This window comes from Serratia sp. YC16, assembly GCF_009707615.1.
GTDB classification, from domain to species: Bacteria; Pseudomonadota; Gammaproteobacteria; order Enterobacterales; family Enterobacteriaceae; genus Serratia; species Serratia surfactantfaciens.
The window spans coordinates 295,200-316,780 of record NZ_WLYN01000002.1; the positions used below are offsets into that span (position 1 = coordinate 295,200).

Here is a 21,581-nt window from a genome sequence, read left to right on the forward strand (position 1 = left end):
TCAGCTCCTCAACAGGGCGTTGAACGGCTCGATCTCCACCGTTTCACCCGCCGCCACTGAACCGCGTTCGCGCTCCAGCACGATGAAACAGTTGCCCTGGCTGTAGGAGCTGAACACGTGCGAGCCCTGGTGGCCGGTGGTGCTCACCTCCAGCTCGCCGGCGGCGTTGCTGCTGAACACGCCGCGCTGGAAGTCGAGGCGGCCCGGCGATTTCTTCAGCGGTGTCAGCGCCCGCGCGCGCAGGCGCGGCGGCAGGCGCCAGTCGCTGTGGCCGGCCAGTTTCGCCAGCAGCGGTTGCACCAGCTGGTAGAAGGTCAGGGCGGCGGAAACCGGGTTGCCCGGCAGGCCGCAGAACCAGGCGTGGCCCAGTTTGCCGAAGGCGAACGGTTTGCCGGGTTTGATCGCCAGCTTCCAGAAGCTGACCTGGCCCAGTTCGTCGAGCATCTGTTTGGTGTAGTCGGCTTCGCCGACCGAGACGCCGCCGCTGCTGATCACCACGTCGGCCTGGCTGTCCGCCTGTGTAAAGGCGGCGCGCAGCGCGTCGCGATCGTCGCGAATAATGCCGAGATCGAGCACTTCACAGCCCAGCTGTTCCAGCATCAGGCGCACCGCGAAGCGGTTGGTGTCGTAGATCTGGCCCGCCTGCAGCGGCTGGCCGACCGGCTGCAGCTCGTCGCCGGTGGAGAACACCGCAACCTTCAGCTTACGCATCACCTGCACTTCAGCGACCCCGAGCGAAGCCAACAGCGGCAGCTGCGCGGCGCCCAGCTTCACGCCGGCCGGCAACACGCTCGCGCCCCGGCGAATGTCTTCGCCCGCCAGACGGATATTCTGGCCGGCTTCTGCCGGTGTACTAAAACGCACGCCCTGGTCGCTCACTTCGGCCTGTTCCTGCATGACTACCGCCTCCGCGCCGGCCGGGATCGGCGCCCCGGTCATGATGCGCACGCAGCTGTTGGCTGGCCACTCGCCGTTGAACGGCGCACCGGCGAAGGCCTTACCGGCGACCGGCAGCGGCACGCCAGCCTGTAAATCGGCAAGGCGCACCGCATAGCCGTCCATCGCCGAGTTGGCGAACGGCGGCACGTCGAGCGGCGAGACTACCGGCGCGGCGGTGATGCGGCCGGCGGCGGCGGTCAGGGCGACGGATTCGGTTTGCTGCAGCGGGGCGATCTGCCCGAGCATTTTTTCCAGCGCTTGCTCCAGGGAGATGAGATCGGAAGTATGGCAATGATCCATAAGGGGAACTCCGTAATCAGGGTGCGCTCAAAGAGCGACAAAGTGCGGCTATTATGGCAGAGAACGCCGGGGGGGAGAACGGATTATGCCCGCCATCTTTCGCACTGCGTCGTGAGGGCGTTCGGGTATAAACTGGGGAAAACAGAGGAGAATCATGATGCATAAACAGGTTATCGAGTTCTGGTTCGACGAGATAGAACCCATCATGTGGTTCAAAAAGGACGACGACTTCGATCGTCTGCTGCACAGCCGCTTCGGCGAAATCTGGCGGGCGGCGGCGGCGGGGGAGCTGGCGCACTGGCGCGACACCATCGAGGGACGCTTGGCGGAGGTGATCGTGCTCGATCAGTTCAGCCGCAACCTGTTCCGCGGCACGCCGCAGTCGTTCGCCTGCGACGGCATGGCGCTGGTCCTGGCGCAGGAAGCGATCCGCAGCGGCGAGTGCGAACGGCTGAGCCGCGAGCAGCGAGGTTTCCTCTATCTGCCGTTCATGCATTCGGAATCGCCGCTGATTCACCAACAGGCGCTGGTGTTATATACCGAGCTCAATAACGGCGACCAGCTGGAGTTCGAGCTGCGGCATAAGGCGATTATCGATCGCTTCGGCCGCTACCCGCATCGCAATGCGATATTGGGGCGCACCAGCACGCCGGAAGAAGAGGCCTTTTTGCAGCAGCCAGGCTCGGGTTTTTAATCGTCGGATCATCTGCGCCCGGCCGGGGAAAAAATAGCAGGCCGGGCGTCGAAATAATGATTATTCAGCGCGAACGTTTATTTCATTACGCTACGCCCCTATTTCCGCATGCGGGATTACCATTAATCCCAACCGCGCTGTCAGCGGTTTTTCGATTTTCATAACTCGCTGTTTTTATTCCAATAAGCTATTTCAAGGTGCGAAACGGTCTAAGCGCGCTACGCTAAAAGCGGGGCGTGGACGTTATGCTGTACTTCCACTGTCGGACCAAATAGAGTCGAAAAAGACTGAATAATAATGATACCGCGCTCAGCTTTTTCGCTGTGCAACGGCGGGATTAACACAGGGTGTCAGGCAAATGAGCAAACCAGTGATTGCCATTCATGGCGGCGCGGGCGCAATTACCCGGGCGGCGCTGAGTGCGGAAAAGGAACGGCAGTATATTCAGGCGTTGTCCGAGATCGTGGCCGCCGGGCAGGCGATATTGGCGCAGGGCGGCAGCGCGCTGGACGCGGTGACCGAAGCGGTGCGGCTGCTGGAGGAATGCCCGCTGTTCAACGCCGGCAAAGGGTCGGTGTTTACCCATCAAGGCACCCACGAGCTGGATGCCTGCGTGATGGACGGCCGCACCTGCGATGCTGGCGCCGTCGCCGGCGTCGGCCGCATTCGCAACCCGGTGCTGGCGGCGCGCGCGGTGCTGGAAAATAGCGAACACGTGCTGTTTGCCGCCGAAGGCGCCGAGAAGTTCGCCGCCGCCCACGGCCTGGAAATGGTTCCCCCCGATTTCTTCTTCACTCAGGAACGCTTTAATCAGCTGCACCGCGCCCAGGCGGAGCAGGGCCGGGTATGGCTCGATCACGACGGCGCGGCGCAGGCCGGCGATCCGCTCGATCCCGATCGCAAATTTGGCACGGTCGGCGCAGTGGCGCTGGATGCGCTGGGCAACCTCGCCGCTGCCACCTCCACCGGCGGCATGACCAACAAACAGGCCGGCCGGGTGGGCGACACGCCGATCATCGGCGCCGGCTGTTATGCCAACAATGCCACGGTGGCGGTTTCCAGCACCGGCACCGGCGAAATCTTCATGCGCGGCGTGGCGGCCTATGACGTCTCCGCCCTGATCGAATACGCCGGCCTCAGTTTGCAAGAGGCCAGCGATCGGGTGGTGATGGAGAAACTGCCGGCGCTCGGCGGCAGCGGCGGCATGATCGCCGTCGATCGCCACGGCAATATCGCGCTGCCGTTCAACAGCGAGGGGATGTACCGCGGTTTTGGCTATGTCGGCGATGCGCCGTCCGTCGGGATTTATCGCTAATCGTTCACCGGGAGGGTGCATGACCGACGTTTCATTCCAGCCCGCCGGCGGCGGCGGGCTGTCATTGCCGCCGCAGCGTGTGCTGTCGGTGCGCGATCTGAACATCAGTTTTCCTCAATCGGAAGGCGCCGTGGAAGCGGTGCGCAGCCTGTCATTCGATCTCGATCGCAGCGAGACGCTGGCGATCGTCGGTGAGTCCGGCTCCGGCAAATCGGTCACTTCGCTGGGGCTGATGCGGTTGGTGGAGCAGGGCGGCGGGCGCATCGTCAGCGGCGCCATGACGCTGCGCCGCCGTGACGGCGCGCTGCTCGATCTGGCGCGTGCCTCGCAGAGCACGCTGCGCAGGGTGCGCGGCGCCGACATGGCGATGATCTTCCAGGAGCCGATGACCTCGCTCAACCCGGTGTTTCCGGTCGGCGAGCAGATCGCTGAATCGCTGCGCCTGCATCAGGGGATGGATCACCGCAGCGCGCGCCAGGAGGCGCTGCGCATGCTCGATCTGGTGCGTATTCCGGAGGCCAAAGAGGTGCTGGGGCGCTACCCGCATCAGCTTTCCGGCGGCATGCGCCAGCGGGTGATGATCGCCATGGCGCTCTCCTGCAAGCCGGCGCTGCTGATCGCCGATGAACCCACCACCGCCCTCGACGTCACCATTCAGGCGCAGATCCTGCAGCTGATCCGCGTGCTGCAACGGGAGATGCAGATGGGGGTGATCTTCATTACTCACGATATGGGCGTGGTGGCCGAGATCGCCGACCGGGTGCTGGTGATGCGCCGCGGTGAGCAGGTGGAGCAAAATCGGGTGCGTGAGCTGTTCGCCGCGCCGCAGCAGGACTACACGCGGGCGCTGCTGGCGGCGGTGCCGAAGCTGGGGGCGATGGCCGATCGCCCGCTGCCGGCGAAGTTTCCGCTGCCGGGTGACGAGGGCGATGAAGCGCCGCAGGATACCGTGCCGCCGAGTGCCGCGCCGATCCTGCAGGTGGAGCATCTGGTCACGCGTTTTGATCTGCGCGGCGGGTTGTTCAATCGGGTTACTCGCCGGGTACACGCGGTGGAAAACGTCAGTTTCGATCTTTACCCCGGCGAGACGCTGGGACTGGTGGGCGAGTCCGGCTGCGGCAAGTCCACCACCGGGCGCTCTTTGCTGAAGCTGGTGGACAGCCAGAGCGGCACCATCACCTTCGCCGGGCGGCGAATCGATCAATTGAAGGAGCCGGCGCTGCAGCACCTGCGGCGCGATATTCAGTTCATCTTTCAGGATCCCTACGCCTCGCTCGATCCGCGCCTGACGGTTGGTTTCTCCATCATGGAGCCGCTGCTGGTGCACAACGTGATGCGCGGCCGGGAGGCGGAGCGGCGCGTGGCCTGGCTGCTGGAACGCGTCGGCCTGCTGCCGGAGCATGCGCGCCGCTACCCGCACGAGTTTTCCGGTGGCCAACGCCAGCGCATCTGCATCGCACGCGCGCTGGCGCTGAACCCGAAAGTGGTGATCGCCGACGAGGCGGTCTCGGCGCTGGACGTGTCGATTCAGGCGCAAATCGTCAATCTGTTGCTCGATCTGCAGCGCGAGTTCGGCATCGCTTTTCTGTTCATTTCACACGACATGGCGGTGGTGGAGCGCATCAGCCACCGGGTGGCGGTGATGTACCTCGGGCAAATTGTCGAGATCGGCCCGCGGCAGGCGGTGTTTGACAACCCGCAGCATCCCTACACCCGCAAGCTGATGGCGGCGGTGCCGGTGGCCGATCCCGCTCACGCCCACAAACGGCAGCCGTTGCCGGTCGATGAGATCCCCAGCCCGGTACGCGCGCTGGGTGATGAACCCGTTACCGCACCGCTGGTGCAGGTTGGCGCCGGGCACTTTGTCGCCCGCCACCCGATCGCCGGTGCTTATTAAAGACCTCAGGAGAGACAAGCGACATGAAGCACACATTCAAACGCAATGCGCTGTTGGCCGCCGTACTGCTGGCGGCGGGAACTGGCCCGGTTTGGGCGGCCAAGGACGCGGTGATCGCCGTGGCGTCCAACTTCACCACCCTCGATCCTTACGACGCTAACGACACGTTGTCGCAGGCGGTGGCCAAGTCTTTCTATCAGGGGCTGTTCGGCTTCGACAAGGACATGAAGCTGGTGAACGTGCTGGCGGACAGCTATGAGGTCAGCAAAGACGGCCTGACCTACACCGTCAAACTGCGCCAGGGCATTAAATTCCACGACGGCACCGCGTTCAACGCCGAGGCGGTGAAGGTTAACCTCGACCGCGCCAGCAACCCGGACAGCCATCTCAAGCGCTACAACCTGTTCAAGATGATCGACAAAACCGAGGCGGTGGACGCCAATACGGTGAAAATCGTGCTGAAGGCGCCGTTCTCGGCGTTCGTCAACAATCTGGCGCACCCGGCTGCGGCGATCATCTCGCCGGCGGCGCTGAAGCAATACGGCAAGGAGATCGGTTTCCACCCGGTCGGCACCGGGCCGTACCAGTTCGAAACCTGGAACCAGACCGATTTCGTCAAGGTGAAGAAGTTCGATGGCTACTGGCAACCGGGGCTGCCGAAGCTCGACAGCATCACCTGGCGCCCGGTGGTGGATAACAACACCCGCGCGGCGATGTTGCAGACCGGCGAGGCGACCTTCGCCTTCCCGATCCCTTACGAGCAGGCCAAGGTGCTGGAAGGCAACGCCAAGCTGGACGTGGTAGCCGCGCCGTCGATCCTGCAGCGCTACATCAGCATGAACGTCACCCAGAAGCCGTTCGATAACCCGAAGGTGCGCCAGGCGCTGAACTACGCCATCAACAAGGACGCGCTGATCAAGGTGGCGTTCGCCGGCTACGCGGTGCCGGCGGAAGGGCCGGTGCCGCCGGCGATCGACTTCGCCGCCCGCTATAAGCCGTGGCCGTACGATCCGGCCAAGGCGCGCGAGCTGCTCAAAGAGGCCGGCTATCCGAACGGTTTCACCACCACGCTGTGGTCGTCCCACAACCACAGCACCGCGCAGAAGGTGCTGCAGTTCACTCAGCAGCAGCTGGCGCAGGTGGGGGTGAAAGTGACGGTGACGGCGATGGACGCCGGGCAGCGCGCGGCGCAAGTGGAAAGCGTCGGGGTGAAAGACACCGGCGTGCGGATGTTCTATACCGGCTGGTCGGCCTCGACCGGGGAAGCGGATTGGGCGCTGTCGCCGCTGTTCTCCACTCAGGCGGCACCGCCGAAGCAGTTCAACACCGCGTTCTACAGCAACCCGCAGGTGGACAAGGATCTGACCGACGCGCTAGCGACCACCGATCGCGCCGAGAAACAGAAACTGTACCAGGACGCGCAGGATCGCATCTGGGCCGACGCGCCCTGGATCTTCCTGGCGACCGAACGTCTGTTGTCGGCCAACAGCAAACAGCTGAGCGGTTTCTACGTGATGCCGGATACCTCGTTCAACTTTGATAACGCCGATCTGAAATAAGGCGCCCATCCCCGCCCGTGGCCACGCGGCTGCGGGCGGGGGAAGGAATGAGATGCTCAATTATTTTCTGAAACGACTGCTGGGCCTGATCCCGACGCTGCTGATCGTGGCGGTGCTGGTGTTTCTGTTCGTCCATCTGTTGCCGGGCGATCCGGCGCGGCTGGCGGCGGGGCCGGAGGCCGACGAGGCGGTGGTGCAACTGGTGCGCAAGGATCTGGGGCTGGATAAGCCGCTGCCGCAGCAGTTCGCGCACTTCTTCGTCAACGCGCTGCGGGGCGACTTCGGCATCTCGATGGTGTCCAAACGGCCGGTGAGCGAAGAGATCGCTTCGCGCTTTATGCCGACCTTCTGGCTGACCGTGGCCAGCATGCTGTGGGCGGTGGCGTTCGGTCTGGCGATCGGCGTGGTGTCTGCGGTGTGGCGCAACCGCTGGCCGGATCGTCTCGGCATGACGCTGGCGGTGTCGGGGATCTCGTTCCCGGCCTTTGCGCTCGGCATGCTGTTGATGCAGGTGTTCTCGGTCGAGCTGGGGTGGCTGCCGACGGTGGGTGCCGACAGCTGGCGGCACTACATTCTGCCGTCGATCACCCTGGGGGCGGCGGTGGCGGCGGTGATGGCGCGCTTCACCCGCGCTTCGTTCGTCGAGGTGTTGCAGGAGGACTACATGCGCACCGCGCGCGCCAAGGGCGTGCGGGAAAGCGTGGTGGTGATGAAACACGGCCTGCGCAACGCGATGATCCCGGTGGTGACCATGATGGGGCTACAGTTCGGCTTCCTGCTCGGCGGTTCGATCGTGGTGGAGAAGGTATTCAACTGGCCGGGGCTGGGGCGGTTGCTGGTGGACTCGGTGGAGATGCGCGATTACCCGGTGATCCAGGCTGAGGTGCTGCTGTTCTCGCTGGAGTTCATCCTGATCAACCTGCTGGTGGATATGCTGTACGCGGCGATCAACCCGGCGATTCGTTACCAATGAGGATGCGGCATGATTAAGCATTGGCGGCGCAACGCCGCACTGAAGGCGATGCCGCTTATCGAGCCCAACGCGGTGCGCACGCCGTGGGGCGAGTTTTGGCGGCGTTTTCGCCGCCAGCGGGCGGCGCTGGTCGCCGGTCTGTTGGTGCTGCTGCTGATCGCAGCGGCGCTGCTGGCGCCTTATCTGGCGCCGTTCGATGCGGAAAACTATTTCGATTACGACCGGCTGAACGAAGGGCCTTCGCTGATGCACTGGCTGGGTGTGGATTCCCTCGGGCGTGATATCTTCAGCCGCATCCTCATGGGCACGCGCATTTCGCTGGCGGCCGGGGTGTTCTCAGTGCTGGCGGGCGGGGCGAGCGGCACCTTGCTGGGGCTGCTGGCCGGCTACTATGAGGGCTGGTGGGATCGCCTCACCATGCGCGTGTGCGACGTGCTGTTCGCGTTTCCCGGCATTCTGCTGGCGATCGGCGTGGTGGCGATCATGGGCAGCGGCATGGCCAACGTGATTGTCGCGGTGGCGATCTTCAGCATTCCGGCCTTTGCTCGCCTGGTGCGCGGCAACACGCTGGTGCTGAAGCACCTGACCTATATCGAGTCGGCGCGCAGCATCGGCGCTTCGGACTGGACCATCATTCTGCGGCACATTCTGCCGGGCACGTTGTCGTCGATCGTAGTCTATTTCACCCTGCGCATCGGCACCTCGATCATCACCGCCGCCAGCCTGTCGTTTCTGGGCCTGGGCGCCCAGCCGCCGACGCCGGAGTGGGGGGCGATGCTCAACGAGGCGCGCGCCGATATGGTGATCGCGCCGCACGTGGCGATCTTCCCCAGCCTGGCGATATTCATCACCGTGCTGGCGTTCAACCTGTTGGGCGACGGATTGCGCGACGCGCTCGATCCGAAGCTGAAGGGATGATGCTTTAACGTATGGCGCATATTTGAACGGGCTCAAATGTCGTCTCAATGCTACTATCGTTCAATAAACCGTGTTGTTTGCACGAAAATGAGTGAGAGAGGTGCCGATGCCAGTAAAACAACGAACGACGCAAAGTGTGACCATGACGCTGGAACGCAGTTTGTTGAGCCGTGCGCGTGAGGCGGGGATTAATCTCAGTGCGACGCTAACTGCTGCTTTAGATGCTGAGTTGCGTCAGCATGAGAGGATAAAATGGCAGGAAGAAAACCGAGAGGCGCTTGAAGCGCTTAACCGATTTAATGATGAGCATGGTTGCTTTAGCGACGAATACAGGACGTTTTAGCGATGCAATTTACGGTGTATGCGAATAGGGGGAACAGCGCGGTTTATCCCCTGCTGCTTGATGTGACGAGCGATATCATTGGGCAATTAAATCGTCGGGTTGTGATCCCTTTGTTGCCCGTTGAAAAATACCCGGGGAGTGCACGACCGGAGCGCTTGATCCCGTTGATCAGATTGATTGATGACAACGAGTACGCCGTGATGACATATGAAATGGCCAGCATCCCGGTTCGGGCTTTGGGGGCCGAGTTTTGTGATGTTTCCCAGTATCGGACCAGGATAAAAGCCGCCATCGACTTTCTTCTTGACGGTATTTGAAGAAATCCGGGCGGTTTAACCGCCCGGATTTTTTATCAGCGGAACAGGTGCTCGGCGTGGAAGCGCAGGTGATCTTCCACGAAGGTGGCGATGGTGAAGTAGCTGTGATCGTACCCCGGCTGAATGCGCAGCGTCAGCGGCCAGTCGCGCTGACGCGCCAGTTCGGCCAACCGCGCCGGCTGCAGCTGATCGGCAAGGAACTGGTCGTCGTCGCCCTGGTCGATAAGCACCGGCATTTTCTCCGCGCCGCTGGCCAGCAGATGGCAGCTGTCGTACTGCAGCCATTGGCTTTCGTCGCTGCCCAGATAGGCGGTGAACGCCTTGCGGCCCCACGGCACCTGGCACGGGTTGACGATCGGCGCGAACGCCGACACCGAGCGGAAGCGCTGCGGATTGCGAAACGCCATCATCAGCGCGCCGTGGCCCCCCATCGAGTGACCGAAGATAGATTGACGATCGCTGACGCTGAAGTGCTGTGCGATCAGCGCCGGCAGTTCGGCGCTGACGTAATCGTACATGCGGAAGTGACGATCCCACGGCGCCTGGGTGGCGTTCAGGTAGAACCCGGCGCCCTGGCCCAGATCGTAGCCTTCGTCGTTCGGCACCTCGTCGCCGCGCGGGCTGGTGTCCGGCATCACCAGCACCAGACCCAGCTCGGCGGCGATACGTTGCGCGCCGGCTTTCAACGTGAAGTTCTCGTCGTTGCAGGTCAGCCCCGACAGCCAGTACAGTACCGGCGGCGGGTTATCATCGCGCGGCGGCGGCAGGTAGATGCTGAATGTCATGTTGCAATTCAGGCTCTGCGCCGCGTGGCGATAACGCTGTTGCCAGCCGCCGAACATGCGGTGCTCTTCGAGAAGTTCCAATGACAACGTCATCTCTGCCTCCTGGCTTTATTGGTCGAAGTGGATAACGGTGCGGATCGATTTGCCTTCGTGCATCAAATCGAACGCTTCGTTGATCTGCTCCAGCCCCATGGTGTGGGTGATAAAGTCGTTCAGCGCGAACTCGCCGTTCAGATAACGCTCGACGATGCCCGGCAGCTGCGAACGGCCCTTGACGCCGCCGAATGCCGAACCGCGCCAGACGCGGCCGGTCACCAGCTGGAACGGACGGGTGGCGATCTCTTCACCGGCGCCTGCGACGCCGATGATCACCGACTCGCCCCAGCCCTTGTGGCAGCATTCCAGCGCGGAGCGCATCACGTTAACGTTGCCGATGCACTCGAAGGAGAAATCGACCCCGCCGTCGGTCAGCTCGACGATCACGTCCTGAATCGGCTTGTCGTAATCTTTCGGGTTGATCAGATCGGTGGCGCCCAGTTTGCGCGCCAGATCGAATTTGCTGGTGTTGAGATCGATGCCGATGATGCGGCCTGCGCCGGCCATCTGCGCGCCGATGATCGCCGACAGGCCGATACCGCCCAGGCCGAAGATCGCCACGGTATCGCCCGGCTGCACCTTGGCGGTGTTGATCACCGCGCCCATGCCGGTGGTCACGCCGCAGCCCAGCAGGCACACTTCTTCCAGCGGCGCTTCCTTGTTGATTTTCGCCAGTGAAATCTCCGGCACCACGGTGTACTCGGAGAAGGTGGACGTGCCCATGTAGTGGAAGATCGGCTTGCCGTCCTTGAAGAAGCGGGTGGTGCCGTCCGGCATCAGCCCTTTGCCCTGAGTGGCGCGGATCGCCTGGCACAGGTTGGTCTTGCCGGATTTACAGAATTTGCACTCGCCGCATTCCGGGGTGTAGAGCGGGATTACGTGGTCGCCGACCGCCACGCTGGTGACGCCTTCACCGACCGCTTCCACCACGCCGCCGCCCTCATGGCCGAGGATCGCCGGGAACACGCCCTCCGGATCTTTGCCGGACAGGGTGTAGGCGTCGGTATGGCAGACGCCGGTAGCGACGATCCGCACCAACACTTCGCCTTTTTGCGGTGGCATCAGATCGACTTCCTCAATCTTCAGCGGCTGGTTCGGGCCCCAGGCAACGGCGGCGCGGGTTTTGATCATCTCCATCATAGTCTCCTCAGTGGTTTTCTTTTTAAATCAGGCGATATTGTTAACGTCTGATAAATCGTCGGGGGTGCTTTCATCAACAGCGGCGGTTTCCGTCTGTTCAATAATCAATTCTTTCAGTGCGCGCACGTTCGGCCCGAACGCGTCGCGGCGCCACAGCAGCCAGGTGGCGGTGTCGGCCACTTCCGGCGGGAGGGCGTGAACCCGCACCCGCTCATGGCCCGGCAGCAGGCTGAGCACCGAGTGCGGGATCATCGCCAACCCGGCGCCGCTGGCGACGCAGGCCAGCATCGCGTGATAGGACTGGATCTCCATGACCTGCCCCGGCCGCACCCCTTCGTTTTTGAACCAGGCTTCCAGCCGCAGGCGGTAGGAGCAGCTGGCGCGAAAGGCGAACAGCGTTTCGCCATTGGCGTCTTTGGCGCTGTGGATCGGCGCATGATCGAGACAGGAGATCACCACCATATGTTCAGGATAGGCGATACAGCCGTTCAACTCGTCATAAGGCACCGGGCCGTCGACCAGGGCGGCCGCCAACGTGCCGGCGCGCACCCGATCGGCGATTTCGCCGGAGGTGCCGGTGGTCAGCGACAGTGAAACCTGCGAGAAGCGCTGGTGATAAGCCGCCAACAGCGAGGGCAGGCGGGTGGCGGCGGTGCTTTCCATCGAACCGAGGGCGAAGTTGCCCGCCGGTTCGCCGGCGTGGGTGATGCTCATCGCCTCGTCGCTCAGCGCCAGAATCCGGTTGGCGTAACACAGAAAGTTATGGCCCATCGGCGACAGGCGCAGACGCTGCTTTTCACGGATAAACAGATCGGCGCCGAGCTCCTGCTCGAGCTGGCGCAGCCGGGTGGTCAGATTCGACGGCACGCGGTGCAGCTGCTCGGCGGCGCGGGCGACCGAGCCGGTTTCCGCCACGCAGCAGAACATGCGAAGCTGGGTCAGATCCATTTCATTCTCTTTTCGTGATGAACTTGATAACTATTATTCAGTTTTTGTGAGTTTAATACTGCGGCATGATACTGGCAACCTTCTTTTAACCTTTTGGATATCGATATGGCTTTACGCATTGCCTTGAGTGGTTTTGTCGCGCTGATCGTCGCGATGGGCATCGGCCGCTTCGCTTTCACCCCTCAGGTGCCGCTGATGATCGCTGAACACCAGTTCAGCCTGACCGGCGCCGGGCTGGTGGCGGCGATCAACTATTTGGGCTACCTGTGCGGCGCCTATGATGCGATGCGCGCCACGCGCCACGTCGAACGGCGCCTGTGGCTCGGCGTGTGGGGCGCGGTAGTGCTGACGCTGCTGTCGGCGCTGGCGCAGGATGCGTGGACGCACGGTGCGCTGCGCTTCGTCATCGGTTGGGCCAGCGGCTGGGCGATGGTACTGGTGGCGGCCTGGACCAACGAGCGGTTGGCGCACTACGGTAGGCCGGCGCTGAGCGCGGCGGTGTTCGCCGGGCCGGGCGCCGGTATCTTCCTCAGCGGCATGCTGGCGGTGGGCATCAACACGCTGGGGCTGACGGCGGCACAGGCCTGGCTGGCGTATGGCGTGCTGGCGCTGGTATTGATAGGAGCGATTAGCGCCTATCTGCCGCGGGCCGGCGAGTTGCACCGCCCGAACGCAGCCCTGGAGCCGCTGCTGTTGACGCCGGCGCTCAAACGTTTGGTGTGGAGTTACAGCCTGGCCGGCTTCGGCTACATCCTGCCGGCGACGTTCTTGTCGCAGATGGCGGCGGCGCGTTTTCCCGGCAGCCTGTTCGCGCAGTTCGTCTGGCCGGTATTCGGCGGCGCGGCGGTGCTGGGGATCGTCATCGGTATTCTGACCCGCCACCGCCTGACCACCCAGACCCGATTGGCGATCACGCTGTGGGTGCAGGCGCTGGGCGTGCTGAGCGCCGAAGTGGTGCCGGGCGTGGCCGGTCTGGCGCTCGGGGCGTTGTTGACCGGCGGCGGTTTTCTCTGCGTGGTGCAGCTCGCTCTTCAGCACGGCCGGGAGCTGGCGCCGCGCCATGCGCGCTACATGGCCGGGTTGCTGACTACCGGCTATGCGATCGGCCAGCTGGTAGGGCCGATGCTGTCGGCGCTGTCGACCGCTTTGACCCATCGGCTGGAGCCGGCGTTGTACGTGGCGGTGGCGGCGCTGTTGGCGGCCGGCGTATTGGTGGTCAATACGCCAGCGCGGCGATTGGTGCAAAAAGCGGCTCCGCGGTGATTAAAATCCATACAAAAAACGTGGAATCCCGCAGCCGGCCTGATTGTGCTAAATGCGAATATTTCACCTGCGGATGACGCACAATCACTGGATAATCGCCGCGCTCTCATCTACAGTGGGGGCAAAATCTTGACCGGGTTCACGTTATCCATCACGAAAACTCTGCCGTCACGAGAGCAAGCAATCCGTCGGCCGCACGCCATGCCTGGCCGCCGGCGGGTTCCGTCCGCAGGAGAACAAGTACATGACATCATTAAGTAAAGAAGCCGCGCTGGTGCATGCGGCGCTGGAAGAGCGTGGTCTGGAGACCCCGCTGCGCGGGGAAGTGCTGGATCGCGAAACGCGCAAACGCCGCATCAAAGAGCACATGACCGAAATCATGCAGCTGCTGAATCTCGATCTGTCCGACGATAGCCTGGCGGAAACGCCGCATCGCATCGCCAAAATGTATGTCGACGAGATCTTCTCCGGCCTGGACTACGCCAACTTCCCGAAAATTACCGTCATCGAAAACAAGATGAAGGTGGATGAGATGGTGACGGTGCGCGATATCACGCTGACCAGCACCTGTGAACACCACTTCGTGACCATCGACGGCAAGGCCACCGTGGCCTATATCCCGAAAGACTCGGTGATCGGTCTGTCGAAGATCAACCGCATCGTGCAGTTCTTCTCCCAGCGTCCGCAGGTGCAAGAGCGCCTGACCCAGCAGATCCTGGTGGCGCTGCAAACTCTGCTCGGCACCAATAACGTGGCGGTATCGATCGATGCGGTCCATTATTGTGTCAAGGCGCGCGGCATCCGCGACGCGACCAGCGCCACCACCACCACCTCGTTGGGGGGGCTGTTCAAGTCCAGCCAGAACACCCGCCAGGAGTTCCTGCGCGCGGTGCGTCATCACCAGGGGTGATGGCGTTGCGGGGCGACCCGCAAGACGACAACAGGCGCCTGCGGGCGCCTTTTTCATGAGCGGAAGACAGCGATAAAAAATGAACAGTCATCCTCTGCCGCGCATCGCCACGCTGGACTGCGTGCGCGGCATCGCCATCCTCGGCATTTTATTGCTGAACATCAGCGCCTTCGGTTTGCCGAAGGCCGCCTACCTCAACCCGGCTTATCTGGGTATGCCGTCATCACGCGACGCCTGGACCTGGGCGCTGCTCGATCTCTTCGCCCAGGCCAAATTCCTGGCGATGTTCGCGCTGCTGTTCGGCGCCGGGCTGCAAATGCTGTTGCGACGAGGCAAAAGCTGGATCCGCGCGCGGCTGTCGTGGCTGGTGCTGTTTGGCCTCGCGCACGCGATCTTGTTGTGGGACGGCGACATTCTGCTGGCCTACGGGCTGATCGGCCTGGTGTGCTGGCGCCTGATCCGCGATGCCAAAGAAACCTTTCAACTGCTGAAAACCGGCGTGGTGCTGTATCTGATCGGCGTGGCGGTACTGCTGCTGCTCGGGTTTGTTTCGCACGGCGAACCGGGCGGCTTCTGGCTGCCTGGCGTGGCGGAGTTACAGTACGAGAAGTTCTGGAAGCTGCAGGGCGGTTTCGAAGCCTGGCGCAGCCGCGCCGATCTGCTCTCTTCCAGCCTGTTGGCCATCGGCGCGCAGTATGGCTGGGAGCTGGCGGGGCTGATGCTGTTCGGCGCCGGGCTGATGCGCAGCGGCTGGCTGCGCGGCAGCTACTCCTCCGGCTATTATCTGCGGCAGGCGGCGTGGCTGCTGCCGCTCTCGGTGCTGATCCAGCTGCCGGCGGTGGCGCTGCAATGGCAGGTGCATTGGGACTATCGCTGGAGCGGTTTCCTGCTGCAGGTGCCGCGCGAGCTGGGCGCGCCGCTGCAGGCGATGGGCTATCTGGCATTGTGCTATGGCTTCTGGCCCGCGCTGTCGCGCCTGCGCATCGCCCACTGGCTGAGCCAGGTGGGGCGCATGGCGCTGAGCAACTACCTGTTGCAAACGCTGATCTGCACCACGCTGTTTTATCGCTTCGGTCTCTATGAGCGGTTCGACCGGCTGCAGCTGTTGGCGTTTGTACCGCTGGTCTGGTTGATCAATCTGGCGTTTTCCGCACTGTGGCTGCGTTATTTCACCCAGGGACCGATGGAGTGGCTGTGGCGCAAGCTGACGCAGATGGCCGCCGGCGAAGCGGAAACCAAAGCGCCGAAGTGAGCGCCCGCCGGCAGGTTAAAAAAATGTATGTAAACGTTTTCTTTCCTGTGACGTAATTCACGCAGAACAGCGGGCCAATCGGGGTAGGATAGCGCCACCGGCCACTACCCCGATTTCAGGATCCTGCATGCCTCCAGTTCATCCGATCACCATTCGCGACGTGGCGAAACGCGCCGGGGTCTCTGTCGCGACCGTCTCCCGGGTACTCAATCATAGCGCGTTGACCAGCAAGGAGACGCGCGAGCTGGTGCTGCAGGCGGTGGCGGAGTTGGGCTACCGCCCCAACGCCAATGCACAGGCGTTGGCGACCCAAAGCAGCGATACCCTGGGCGTGGTAGTGATGGACGTGTCCGATCCGTTCTTCGGTGCGCTGGTGAAAGCGGTAGACACGGTGGCGCAGAAACACCACAAATATCTGCTGATCGGCAACAGCTATCATCAGGCGGACAAAGAGCGCCATGCGATCGAAGTGCTGATCCGCCAGCGTTGTAACGCCCTGATTGTCCATGCCAAAGCCCTGAGCGATGCCGAGCTGATCGGTTTTCTGGAGCAGGTGCCGGGCATGGTGCTGATCAACCGCATCGTTTCCGGCTATGAATCGCGCTGCGTCGGGCTGGATAACGTCTGCGGCGCCGAGATGGCACTGCGCCTGTTGCTGTCGCAGGGCCATCGGCGCATCGGCTATCTGGGTTCCAACCACCCGATCGAGGACGGGCCGCTGCGTCAGCAGGGCTACGCACAGGCGATGGCCGCCGCCGGGCTGGCGACGCCCGACAGCTGGCGCGCCTACGGTTCGCCGGATCTGCAGGGCGGCGAGGCGGCGATGGTGGAGCTGCTGGGGCGCAACTTACAGCTAAGCGCGGTGTTCGCCTACAACGACGCCATGGCCGCCGGTGCCATGGCGGTACTGAAAGAAAACGGTATCACTGTGCCGCAGCATTTCTCGCTGATCGGCTTCGACGACATCCCCATCGCGCGGTACACCAGCCCCAAACTTACCACGGTGCGCTACCCGATCGTCTCGATGGCCACGCTGGCGACCGAGCTGGCATTGCAGGGCGCAGCTGGCCTGGCAGAGCCGCAGGCCGAGCATCTGTTCATGCCGACGCTGGTGCGCCGCCATTCCGTCGCTCCCTGGCAAAGTGAGGCGACGGTCACTCTCTGACGATTTAGTCTTGTGTAACCGTTTTCAATCTGTGAGAAAATTCACAGATTATTAACATCACGCCGTCTATGCTCTAGGCGTTTTCCGGCGCAAAGGCCCTTGCCGCTGTAACCTTTATCTCGCGCTGACGCAGCATTTCTCGGAAATAACAAGATCCACGGACGACAGGTGTTGAGTGGAAATCGCCTGGCCTGGGGTGTGCGCACTGCCGGTGACCATTGGCTCAAAGACGAGTAATACCCTACACAGAACCGGAGACTGACAATGAATAAGAAGGTTTTCACCCTGGCCGGCCTGGCCGCAGCCATGATGTTTGGCGCCGCAGCCCATGCTGATACCCGTATTGGCGTCACGATTTACAAATACGACGACAACTTCATGTCGGTGGTGCGCAAAGCGATCGAAAAAGACGCCAAGGCCTCGCCGGACGTCACCCTGCTGATGAATGACTCGCAGAACGACCAGTCCAAACAGAACGACCAGATTGACGTGCTGTTGGCCAAGGGCGTGAAAGCGCTGGCGATCAACCTGGTCGACCCGGCCGCGGCGCCGGTGGTTATCGATAAGGCGCGCGCAAACGATATCCCGGTGGTGTTCTACAACAAAGAACCTTCCCGCAAGGCGCTGGACAGCTACGACAAGGCGTATTACGTCGGCACCGACTCCAAAGAATCCGGCGTGATCCAGGGCGAGCTGATCGCCAAGCACTGGAAAGCCAACCCGGCCTGGGATCTGAACAAAGACGGCCAGATCCAGTACGTGTTGCTGAAGGGCGAGCCGGGCCACCCGGATGCCGAGGCGCGCACCACCTACGTGGTGAAAACGCTGAACGAGAAGGGCATCAAGACCCAACAGCTGCAGATGGATACCGCGATGTGGGACACCGCACAGGCGAAAGACAAGATGGATGCCTGGCTCTCCGGCCCGAACGCCAACAAGATTGAAGTGGTGATCGCCAACAACGACGCCATGGCGATGGGCGCGGTGGAAGCGCTGAAAGCGCATAACAAGACCAGCATTCCGGTGTTTGGCGTCGATGCGCTGCCTGAAGCGTTGGCGTTGGTGAAATCCGGCGCGATGGCGGGCACGGTGTTGAACGACGCCGATAACCAGGCGAAAGCCACTTTCGAGCTGGCGAAGAACCTGGCGGCGGGCAAACCGGTCACCGAAGGCACCCAATATAAAATCGAAAATAAAGTCGTGCGTATTCCTTACGTCGGCGTAGATAAAGACAACCTGTCTCAGTTTGTTAAATAAGCGCTGAGATCCCGCTAAGACCCCGCCTGCGGCGCCAACACCAGGGATACCGCCGGCGGGGATGTTTACGACTGCAAATCGTTAAGCCAGGTGTATTTATGGCCGATAGTTCACGCGAATTTTTGCTGGAAATGACGGATATCTGTAAGTCGTTTCCCGGCGTCAAAGCCTTGGATAATGTCAATTTACGCGTCCGTCCGCACTCGATTCACGCCCTGATGGGGGAGAACGGGGCGGGGAAATCGACGTTGCTGAAATGCCTGTTCGGCATTTACAAGAAAGACAGCGGCAGCATCGTGTTTCAGGGCCGGGAAATCGATTTCAAGAGCTCGAAGGAGGCGCTGGAACACGGCGTTTCCATGGTGCACCAGGAGCTGAACCTGGTACTGCAACGCACCGTGATGGACAACATGTGGCTGGGTCGCTACCCGATCAAAGGTCTGTTTGTCGATCAGGATAAAATGCTCAAAGACACCCAGGCGATCTTCGACGAGCTGGATATCGACATCAACCCGCGCGAGAAGGTGGGCAATCTGTCGGTGTCGCAGATGCAGATGATCGAGATCGCCAAGGCGTTCTCCTACGACGCCAAGATCGTCATCATGGATGAACCGACCTCCTCGTTGACGGAGAAAGAGGTCAATCACCTGTTCACCATTATCCGCAAGCTGAAAGAGCGCGGCTGCGGCATTGTCTATATCTCGCACAAGATGGAGGAGATCTTCCAGCTGTGCGACGAGATAACGGTGCTGCGCGATGGCCAGTGGATCGCCACCCAGCCGCTGGAAGGGCTGGATATGGACAAGATCATCGCCATGATGGTCGGCCGCTCGCTGAGCCAGCGTTTCCCCGACAGGCAGAACACGCCGGGTGAAGTGATCCTCGAGGTGAAGAACCTGACTTCGCTGCGCCAGCCCTCGATCCGCGACGTTTCCTTCGATCTGCATCAGGGCGAGATCCTCGGCATCGCCGGGCTGGTGGGCGCCAAGCGCACCGATATTGTCGAGACGCTGTTCGGCATTCGCGAAAAGGTGGCGGGCACTATCAAGCTGCACGGCAAGGCGATCGACAACCACAGCGCCAACGAAGCGATCAACCACGGCTTTGCGTTGGTGACCGAAGAGCGGCGTTCCACCGGGATTTACGCTTATCTCGACGTGGGCTTCAACTCGCTGATCTCCAATATCCGCAATTATAAGAACAAGCTCGGCCTGCTGGACAACGCGCGAATGAAGAGCGACACCCAGTGGGTGATCGACGCCATGCGGGTGAAAACGCCGGGGCATCACACCCATATCGGTTCGCTGTCCGGCGGCAACCAGCAGAAGGTGATCATCGGCCGTTGGCTGCTGACGCAGCCGGAGATCCTGATGCTGGATGAACCGACGCGCGGCATCGACGTGGGCGCCAAGTTCGAGATCTATCAGTTGATGACCGAGCTGGCGAAGAAGGGCAAGGGGATCATTATCGTCTCGTCCGAAATGCCGGAGCTGTTGGGGATCACCGACCGCATTTTGGTGATGAGCAATGGTCAGGTTGCGGGCATCGTTAACACCAAACAGACCTCGCAAAATGAAATCTTACGTCTCGCCTCCCTGCACCTTTAAGGATCGGAATTATGAACGCGCTAAATAAAAAAACCTTATTTACCTATTTCAAGGAAGGCGGCATTTACGTGGTGTTGCTGGTGCTGTTGGCCATCATCATCATTCAGGACCCCACCTTCCTCAGCCTGATGAACCTGAGCAACATCCTGACGCAGTCTTCGGTGCGCATCATCATTGCGCTGGGCGTGGCGGGGCTGATCGTCACTCAGGGCACCGACCTGTCCGCCGGGCGCCAGGTGGGGCTGGCAGCGGTGGTGGCTGCGACGCTGCTGCAATCGATGGATAACGTCAACAAAGTGTTTCCGCACATGGAAACCTGGTCGATTCCCCTGGTTATTCTGCTGGTGTGTGCGGTCGGCGCGGTGATCGGCCTGGTCAACGGCTTGATTATCGCCTATCTCAACGTGACGCCGTTTATCACCACCTTGGGCACCATGATCATCGTCTACGGCATCAACTCGCTGTATTACGACTCGGTCGGCGCTTCGCCGGTCGCCGGCTTCGATCCGAAGTTCTCCACCTTTGCCCAGGGCTTTTTGCGCTTCGGTGACTTCAAGCTGTCGTACATTACCTTCTATGCGCTAATAGCCATCATATTCGTCTGGATCCTGTGGACCAAGACCCGCTTTGGCAAGAACATCTTCGCCATCGGCGGCAACCCTGAAGCGGCCAAGGTGTCCGGCGTCAACGTGCCGTTGAACCTGATCATGATCTATGCGCTGTCCGGCGTGTTTTACGCCTTTGGCGGCCTGCTGGAAGCGGGGCGCATCGGTAGCGCCACCAATAACCTCGGTTTTATGTACGAGCTGGACGCCATCGCCGCCTGCGTGGTGGGCGGCGTCTCGTTCGCCGGCGGTGTGGGTACGGTGTGGGGTGTGGTGACCGGGGTGATCATCTTCACCGTCATCAACTACGGTTTGACCTATATCGGCATCAACCCGTACTGGCAGTACATCATCAAGGGCAGCATCATCATCTTCGCCGTGGCGCTGGATTCGTTGAAATACGCCAAGAAGAAGTAGCTGTTTGGCTTCGCAGACAACAAGGCCGGCATATTGCCGGCCTTTCTTGTTGGGCATTGCGCGTCAGGGCTGTTTAGCTTTCTGCTTCTCTTCTTTCAGCTTGTGTTCCAGCTCCACCAACTGTTCCGGTGAGACGGCGGGATACCCCTGGGCGTCTTCCGGCACTGTATGCATGGCGGAGATCGGGATCAACGGGCCGAGGAAGCGCGGCTCGCGCTTGAGGATGTACAGATCGGTCAGTGCGCCCAGGCGGGCGAAGATCTCGCGAGCGCGCACCGTCATCATGTCTTTCGGCGACGGCACCGCGTAGCACTGCGCTTGAATCCCCATGTGCAGGGCGATAAACAGCGCCCGCTCGCAGTGGAAGCGTTGGGTGATGATGATGAAGTCGTTGGTGTCGAACACCTTGCGGGTGCGCACGATGGAATCCAGGGTGCGGAAGCCGGCATAGTCCAGCACGATATCGCTCGGCGCTACGCCGGCGGCGATCAGATCGCGCCGCATGGTCATCGGTTCGTTATAGCTTTGCTGGGCGTTGTCACCGCTCAGCAGCAGGTATTTCACCTTGCCGCTGTTATAGGCGTTGATCGCCCCCTGAATGCGGTAACGGTAATACTGGTTGATCACCCCGGTGCGGTAATACTTGGCGGTGCCGAGCACCACGCCAACCTGGCGGTGCGGCAATTCCTGCAGTTCGTCGTAGACGTAAGGCGCGGTTTTCCAGCTGATCCAGCGATCGAGCGCAATAGCCGAGCCCATCAACACCGCAATGATGATGAACAGGCTGATTATCAGGCGTTTCCACATGTTGTTGCCTTACGCGCGCCGGGCTGAAAAAGATGGATCAAGGCTACTTTACCTGACCGGGCGACGCAAGACGC

General features: G+C 61.6%; 20 protein-coding genes. 15 read left to right on the forward strand and 5 right to left on the reverse strand.

The window, feature by feature from the left end:
* The gene (gene moeA, locus GKN89_RS08875) at window positions 1–1,239 is read right to left on the reverse strand and encodes a molybdopterin molybdotransferase MoeA (protein WP_154746807.1); all 1,239 of its coding nucleotides are present in this window, start codon (window positions 1,237–1,239) and stop codon (window positions 1–3) included.
* 157 nt (window positions 1,240–1,396) lie between these two features.
* On the opposite strand from moeA, the gene GKN89_RS08880 reads away from it, so the two are divergent.
* From GKN89_RS08880 to GKN89_RS08915, 8 genes are all read left to right on the forward strand, one after another.
* Window positions 1,397–1,933: a DUF924 family protein gene (locus GKN89_RS08880; protein ID WP_016928462.1), complete on the forward strand. Its 537-nt coding sequence runs from the start codon at window positions 1,397–1,399 to the stop codon at window positions 1,931–1,933.
* A 358-nt stretch (window positions 1,934–2,291) separates the two neighbouring features.
* Window positions 2,292–3,248 (forward strand): isoaspartyl peptidase/L-asparaginase family protein, encoded by a 957-nt coding sequence (locus GKN89_RS08885; protein WP_154746808.1) that lies wholly within the window; start codon window positions 2,292–2,294, stop codon window positions 3,246–3,248.
* Between the two features lie 19 nt (window positions 3,249–3,267).
* A complete protein-coding gene (locus GKN89_RS08890; RefSeq protein ID WP_154746809.1) occupies window positions 3,268–5,145 on the forward strand; it encodes a dipeptide ABC transporter ATP-binding protein in 1,878 nt (625 codons plus the stop codon).
* A 23-nt stretch (window positions 5,146–5,168) separates the two neighbouring features.
* Complete coding sequence (gene gsiB / locus GKN89_RS08895) at window positions 5,169–6,704, forward strand: glutathione ABC transporter substrate-binding protein GsiB (RefSeq protein WP_019454430.1); 1,536 nt, start codon at window positions 5,169–5,171, stop codon at window positions 6,702–6,704.
* Window positions 6,705–6,756: 52 nt separating this feature from the next.
* Window positions 6,757–7,677, forward strand: a complete 921-nt coding sequence (gsiC, locus tag GKN89_RS08900) for a glutathione ABC transporter permease GsiC (protein ID WP_025302141.1) — start codon at window positions 6,757–6,759, stop codon at window positions 7,675–7,677.
* Between the two features lie 9 nt (window positions 7,678–7,686).
* A complete protein-coding gene (gene gsiD / locus GKN89_RS08905; RefSeq protein ID WP_154746810.1) occupies window positions 7,687–8,595 on the forward strand; it encodes a glutathione ABC transporter permease GsiD in 909 nt (302 codons plus the stop codon).
* A 106-nt stretch (window positions 8,596–8,701) separates the two neighbouring features.
* Entirely contained in the window at window positions 8,702–8,938 is a 237-nt protein-coding gene (locus GKN89_RS08910) for a type II toxin-antitoxin system CcdA family antitoxin (protein WP_029988820.1), read from the forward strand.
* 2 nt (window positions 8,939–8,940) lie between these two features.
* On the forward strand, window positions 8,941–9,255 hold the full coding sequence (locus GKN89_RS08915) for a CcdB family protein (protein ID WP_154746811.1): 315 nt from the start codon (window positions 8,941–8,943) through the stop codon (window positions 9,253–9,255).
* A gap of 35 nt (window positions 9,256–9,290) precedes the next feature.
* Here the strand turns inward: GKN89_RS08915 and fghA are convergent, their stop codons facing one another.
* The 3 genes from fghA to GKN89_RS08930 are packed head-to-tail and all read right to left on the reverse strand — an operon-like array spanning window position 9,291 to window position 12,224.
* Window positions 9,291–10,133, reverse strand: a complete 843-nt coding sequence (gene fghA, locus GKN89_RS08920; protein WP_019454425.1) for an S-formylglutathione hydrolase — start codon at window positions 10,131–10,133, stop codon at window positions 9,291–9,293.
* A 15-nt stretch (window positions 10,134–10,148) separates the two neighbouring features.
* Window positions 10,149–11,273: an S-(hydroxymethyl)glutathione dehydrogenase/class III alcohol dehydrogenase gene (locus GKN89_RS08925; protein WP_063919057.1), complete on the reverse strand. Its 1,125-nt coding sequence runs from the start codon at window positions 11,271–11,273 to the stop codon at window positions 10,149–10,151.
* Between the two features lie 30 nt (window positions 11,274–11,303).
* Complete coding sequence (locus tag GKN89_RS08930) at window positions 11,304–12,224, reverse strand: LysR family transcriptional regulator (RefSeq protein ID WP_154746812.1); 921 nt, start codon at window positions 12,222–12,224, stop codon at window positions 11,304–11,306.
* A 105-nt stretch (window positions 12,225–12,329) separates the two neighbouring features.
* Here GKN89_RS08930 and GKN89_RS08935 point away from each other — a divergent pair, with 105 nt between their 5' ends.
* The 7 genes from GKN89_RS08935 (at window position 12,330) to mglC (ending at window position 20,700) form a co-directional block, all read left to right on the forward strand.
* A complete protein-coding gene (locus GKN89_RS08935; RefSeq protein ID WP_063919593.1) occupies window positions 12,330–13,487 on the forward strand; it encodes a YbfB/YjiJ family MFS transporter in 1,158 nt (385 codons plus the stop codon).
* Window positions 13,488–13,731: 244 nt separating this feature from the next.
* Window positions 13,732–14,397, forward strand: a complete 666-nt coding sequence (gene folE / locus GKN89_RS08940) for a GTP cyclohydrolase I FolE (RefSeq protein WP_004938969.1) — start codon at window positions 13,732–13,734, stop codon at window positions 14,395–14,397.
* 79 nt (window positions 14,398–14,476) lie between these two features.
* Window positions 14,477–15,649, forward strand: a complete 1,173-nt coding sequence (gene yeiB, locus GKN89_RS08945; RefSeq protein ID WP_019454421.1) for a DUF418 domain-containing protein YeiB — start codon at window positions 14,477–14,479, stop codon at window positions 15,647–15,649.
* 127 nt (window positions 15,650–15,776) lie between these two features.
* The gene (gene galS / locus GKN89_RS08950; RefSeq protein ID WP_063919059.1) at window positions 15,777–16,814 is read left to right on the forward strand and encodes an HTH-type transcriptional regulator GalS; all 1,038 of its coding nucleotides are present in this window, start codon (window positions 15,777–15,779) and stop codon (window positions 16,812–16,814) included.
* Window positions 16,815–17,078: 264 nt separating this feature from the next.
* Complete coding sequence (gene mglB / locus GKN89_RS08955) at window positions 17,079–18,071, forward strand: galactose/glucose ABC transporter substrate-binding protein MglB (protein ID WP_154746813.1); 993 nt, start codon at window positions 17,079–17,081, stop codon at window positions 18,069–18,071.
* Window positions 18,072–18,169: 98 nt separating this feature from the next.
* Entirely contained in the window at window positions 18,170–19,678 is a 1,509-nt protein-coding gene (gene mglA / locus GKN89_RS08960) for a galactose/methyl galactoside ABC transporter ATP-binding protein MglA (protein ID WP_019454418.1), read from the forward strand.
* Between the two features lie 11 nt (window positions 19,679–19,689).
* On the forward strand, window positions 19,690–20,700 hold the full coding sequence (gene mglC / locus GKN89_RS08965; RefSeq protein ID WP_004938953.1) for a galactose/methyl galactoside ABC transporter permease MglC: 1,011 nt from the start codon (window positions 19,690–19,692) through the stop codon (window positions 20,698–20,700).
* Window positions 20,701–20,763: 63 nt separating this feature from the next.
* Here the strand turns inward: mglC and sanA are convergent, their stop codons facing one another.
* On the reverse strand, window positions 20,764–21,507 hold the full coding sequence (gene sanA, locus GKN89_RS08970) for an outer membrane permeability protein SanA (RefSeq protein ID WP_004938948.1): 744 nt from the start codon (window positions 21,505–21,507) through the stop codon (window positions 20,764–20,766).
* Window positions 21,508–21,581: the final 74 nt, after the last annotated feature.